The sequence below is a fragment of the Rhizobium sp. NZLR11 genome, from assembly GCF_019685115.1.
GTDB lineage: Bacteria > Pseudomonadota > Alphaproteobacteria > Rhizobiales > Rhizobiaceae > Rhizobium.
In genome coordinates, this window is sequence record NZ_JABDWD010000053.1 from 1 (window position 1) to 3,104 (window position 3,104).

The window sequence follows — 3,104 nt, forward strand, 5'->3', positions numbered from 1 at the left end:
CGTAACGGGTGTTCCGTCCCCACATTGCCCTCTGCCGCCTGATCTGTGATCGAGGTTTCCATGGATGAAGAACGGGAGTTTCTCCATGGAGACTACATTGGAGTTTCTCACAACCAGGAAGCCTGAACGTGAGGTCCACCGACATTGGCCTGATGAGGTCAAGGCGAAGATTGTTTCGGAAAGCTTGAGGCCTGGCACGACGGTCAATGAAGTTGCGCAGCGCTATGGATTGCGAGCGAACAGCCTCTCCACCTGGCGGACGATGGCACGGCAGGGCAAGCTGATCCTGCCAGCACCGGAGGATGCGGTAGAGTTCGCGGCGGTGATCGTCGATCCGCCTGTTTCGGAACTGCCGCCTAAAATGCTCAGTCGCCCCGAGATCGTCCTCGGGCCCGTCACCATCCGTCTTGAGGAAGGTGCGTCTGCTGCCCGGATCGCTGCAATCGCTCGCGCCCTGACGGCGGCGACATGATCTTTCCGTCAAACCGCGTCAGGATCATGGTGGCCACCAAACCCGTAGACTTCCGCAAGGGTCATGACGGCTTGGCAGCGCTTGTGAGGCAAGAGCTGCACAAGGACCCGTTTACCGGAACTGTCTTCGTCTTCCGGTCCCGCAAGGCGGATCGGCTGAAGCTGATCTACTGGGATGGCTCCGGCATCGTCATGGCCTACAAGAGGCTGGAAGAGCACACGTTCACCTGGCCGGCTATCAAGGATGGCCTGATGACGCTGACACATGCCCAGTTCGAGGCCCTGTTTGCGGGCCTTGATTGGCGGCGGGTTCATGCCGTCCAGACGAGAACACCGGAGGCCATCGAGTAGCTGCGGCACGATGACTCAGCACGGCAAATTCCACAGGCAAGTCGGCTACGGATTTGATAGTTTTCGCCCATGCTGGATGCCGCCGACCTTCCCGATGATGTTGCCGCCCTGAAGGCGATGCTGATTGCGGCGCGGCTAAGCGAGGCGGCCAAAGACTCCGTGATAGCCAGCAAAGACGAGCACATCGCCCGCAAGGATGAGCGGATCGAGCGGCTTGAGAAGCTGGTAGCCGCCTTCAAACAAGCAGCCTTCGGGCGCAAATCCGAGAGGACCGATCCCGACCAGTTCGATCTGGCACTGGAGGACCTGGAAACGGCCATGGCCGCGATCCATGCCGAGGATGACGCGGACGTTCCTGCTGGAAACGGGATTGCCAAACCACGCGCGATCAATCGCGGTTCGCTTCCAAAGCATCTTCCGCGTGTCGAAGAGGTGATCGAGCCGGAAAGCCTGATCTGCGCCTGCGGCGGTTGCCTGCATTGCATTGGCGAGGATATCTCCGAGCGGCTGGACGTGATCCCGGCACAGTTCCGCGTCATCGTCACCCGTCGCCCCAAATATGCGTGCCGTGCCTGCACTGACGGTGTCGTTCAGGCCCCGGCTCCAGCACGGCTGATCCAGGCAGGACTGCCGACAGAAGCGACCGTCGCCCATGTGCTGGTCTCCAAATATGCCGATCATCTACCGCTTTACCGTCAGGCCCAGATCATGAACCGCCAGGGCATTGACCTCGACCGATCCACGCTGGCTGACTGGGTCGGTCGGGCAGCGTTCGAATTGCGTCCCGTCTTTGATGCGCTGATCGCCGACCTGAAGCGCTCATCCAAGCTGTTCATGGACGAGACCCGTGCCCCGGTTCTCGATCCCGGCTCGCACAAAACCAAGACCGGATACTTCTGGGCGCTGGCGCGGGATGATCGTCCTTGGAATGGCGGTGCTCCGCCAGGTGTTGCCTTTACCTATGCGCCCGGTCGCGGAGGCATTCATGCCGAACGGATATTGCAGGGCTTCTCGGGCATTCTGCAGGTCGATGGATATGCCGGATACAACAGGCTGATCGCACCGGAGCGTGTCGGTCCTGACATCCAGCTTGCCTATTGCTGGGCGCATGCCCGGCGCAAGCTGGTGGAGATCACCCGCAACGGCTCAGCACCGATTGCCGAGGACGGCGTCAAGCGCATCGGCGAACTGTACCGCATCGAAGCCGAACTTCGGGGCCTTAATCCGAAGGCTCGCTTGGCTGGGCGACAGGAGCGGTCAGCGCCACTGGTCGCCGACATGCAGGCCTGGCTTGTCCATCACCGTGCCCGTGTCGCAACGAAGTCGCCGCTCGGCGAGGCTTTGGCCTACATCGCCAAATACTGGGACGGCCTGAAGCTCTTCCTGACCGACGGACGCATAGAGATCGACAACAACACCGTCGAGCGGACCATCCGACCGATAGCTCTCAATCGCAAGAACGCGCTCTTTGCAGGCCATGACGCGGGAGCAGAGAATTGGGCGACAATCGCCTCGCTGATCGAAACCTGCAAATTCAATGCCGTCGATCCGCTGACCTATTTGACTGCGACGCTCACCGCCATCGTCAACGGTCACAGGCAGAGTTGCATCGATGAGCTTTTGCCGTGGAATTATTCGGGACGAACAAACGGCTGAAGTCTGCTGTCGGCCCGAAGCGGTCACTGGGGTTGCTCAAATTTACGCATCCCTTAATCTCTCCAAAGAGTTTGGAGAAGACTGACATGACATGGCTCATCGACTCTTTCTCAGGAATTGGGCCTATAAGATTTGACATGACTCCAGAGGATGTCGCCACACACATTGGAGCACCAGACCGGTCGAGACGCGGCCTTCGGCCTGATACGTTCAGTGAGCATCGCGGTACCAAAGCGCCAGTCGTACGCTATCGAGAAAATCGCGTGAGCGAGATCGAAGCCTTCTACGATATTGGGGTAGTTATGTTTCGAGGGATATCTGTTTTCGGAACGAACGGATTAAAGGTACTCCGCGCATTGGAAGAGCTAAACGGGGGAGCCGCGATTTCTGTTGGGATCATACTGTTCGACAAGCTCGGCTTAACGGTGGGCCGTCTGGATGAAGGTCCGCCCACAGGGCATTCGGTAACCGCCTTTGCATCCGGCACTTGGAACGGCAAAACCGATGACTTCACTAGCATCAGTTTCAATGACCGCTAATGGCGCATTCTTGCCATCAATGTCGTAGCGGCATTTTTCGGAAAGCCCAATCGAGCTTGCTCAATGTGCGAGGAAAACACCGCTTAC

The 3,104-nt window shown here is 58.8% G+C and carries 4 protein-coding genes; all 4 read left to right on the top strand.

Features of this window, described 5'->3' with window-relative positions; genetic code table 11:
- Positions 1-85 precede the first annotated feature (85 nt).
- The 4 genes from tnpA to HJB83_RS33900 all read left to right on the top strand — a co-directional run bounded on the left by tnpA (position 86) and on the right by HJB83_RS33900 (position 3,017).
- Positions 86-472 carry an IS66-like element accessory protein TnpA gene (gene tnpA / locus HJB83_RS33885; RefSeq protein ID WP_026158777.1) on the top strand — a complete coding sequence of 129 codons (387 nt, stop codon included), beginning with the start codon at positions 86-88 and terminating at the stop codon, positions 470-472.
- Complete coding sequence (gene tnpB / locus HJB83_RS33890; RefSeq protein ID WP_017961385.1) at positions 469-822, top strand: IS66 family insertion sequence element accessory protein TnpB; 354 nt, start codon at positions 469-471, stop codon at positions 820-822. The genes tnpA and tnpB overlap by 4 nt, the downstream gene beginning before the upstream one ends.
- Before the next feature lie 69 nt (positions 823-891).
- The gene (tnpC, locus tag HJB83_RS33895; RefSeq protein WP_221159858.1) at positions 892-2,478 is read left to right on the top strand and encodes an IS66 family transposase; all 1,587 of its coding nucleotides are present in this window, start codon (positions 892-894) and stop codon (positions 2,476-2,478) included.
- A gap of 263 nt (positions 2,479-2,741) precedes the next feature.
- A complete protein-coding gene (locus HJB83_RS33900; protein ID WP_017961383.1) occupies positions 2,742-3,017 on the top strand; it encodes a hypothetical protein in 276 nt (91 codons plus the stop codon).
- Positions 3,018-3,104: the final 87 nt, after the last annotated feature.

Bases quoted from the DNA above. Each gene is read 5' to 3' on its own strand.
- tnpA (WP_026158777.1), top strand. From the start codon at position 86: ATGGAGACTACATTGGAGTTTCTCACAACCAGGAAGCCTGAACGTGAG.
- tnpB (WP_017961385.1), top strand. From the start codon at position 469: ATGATCTTTCCGTCAAACCGCGTCAGGATCATGGTGGCCACCAAACCC.
- tnpC (WP_221159858.1), top strand. From the start codon at position 892: ATGCTGGATGCCGCCGACCTTCCCGATGATGTTGCCGCCCTGAAGGCG.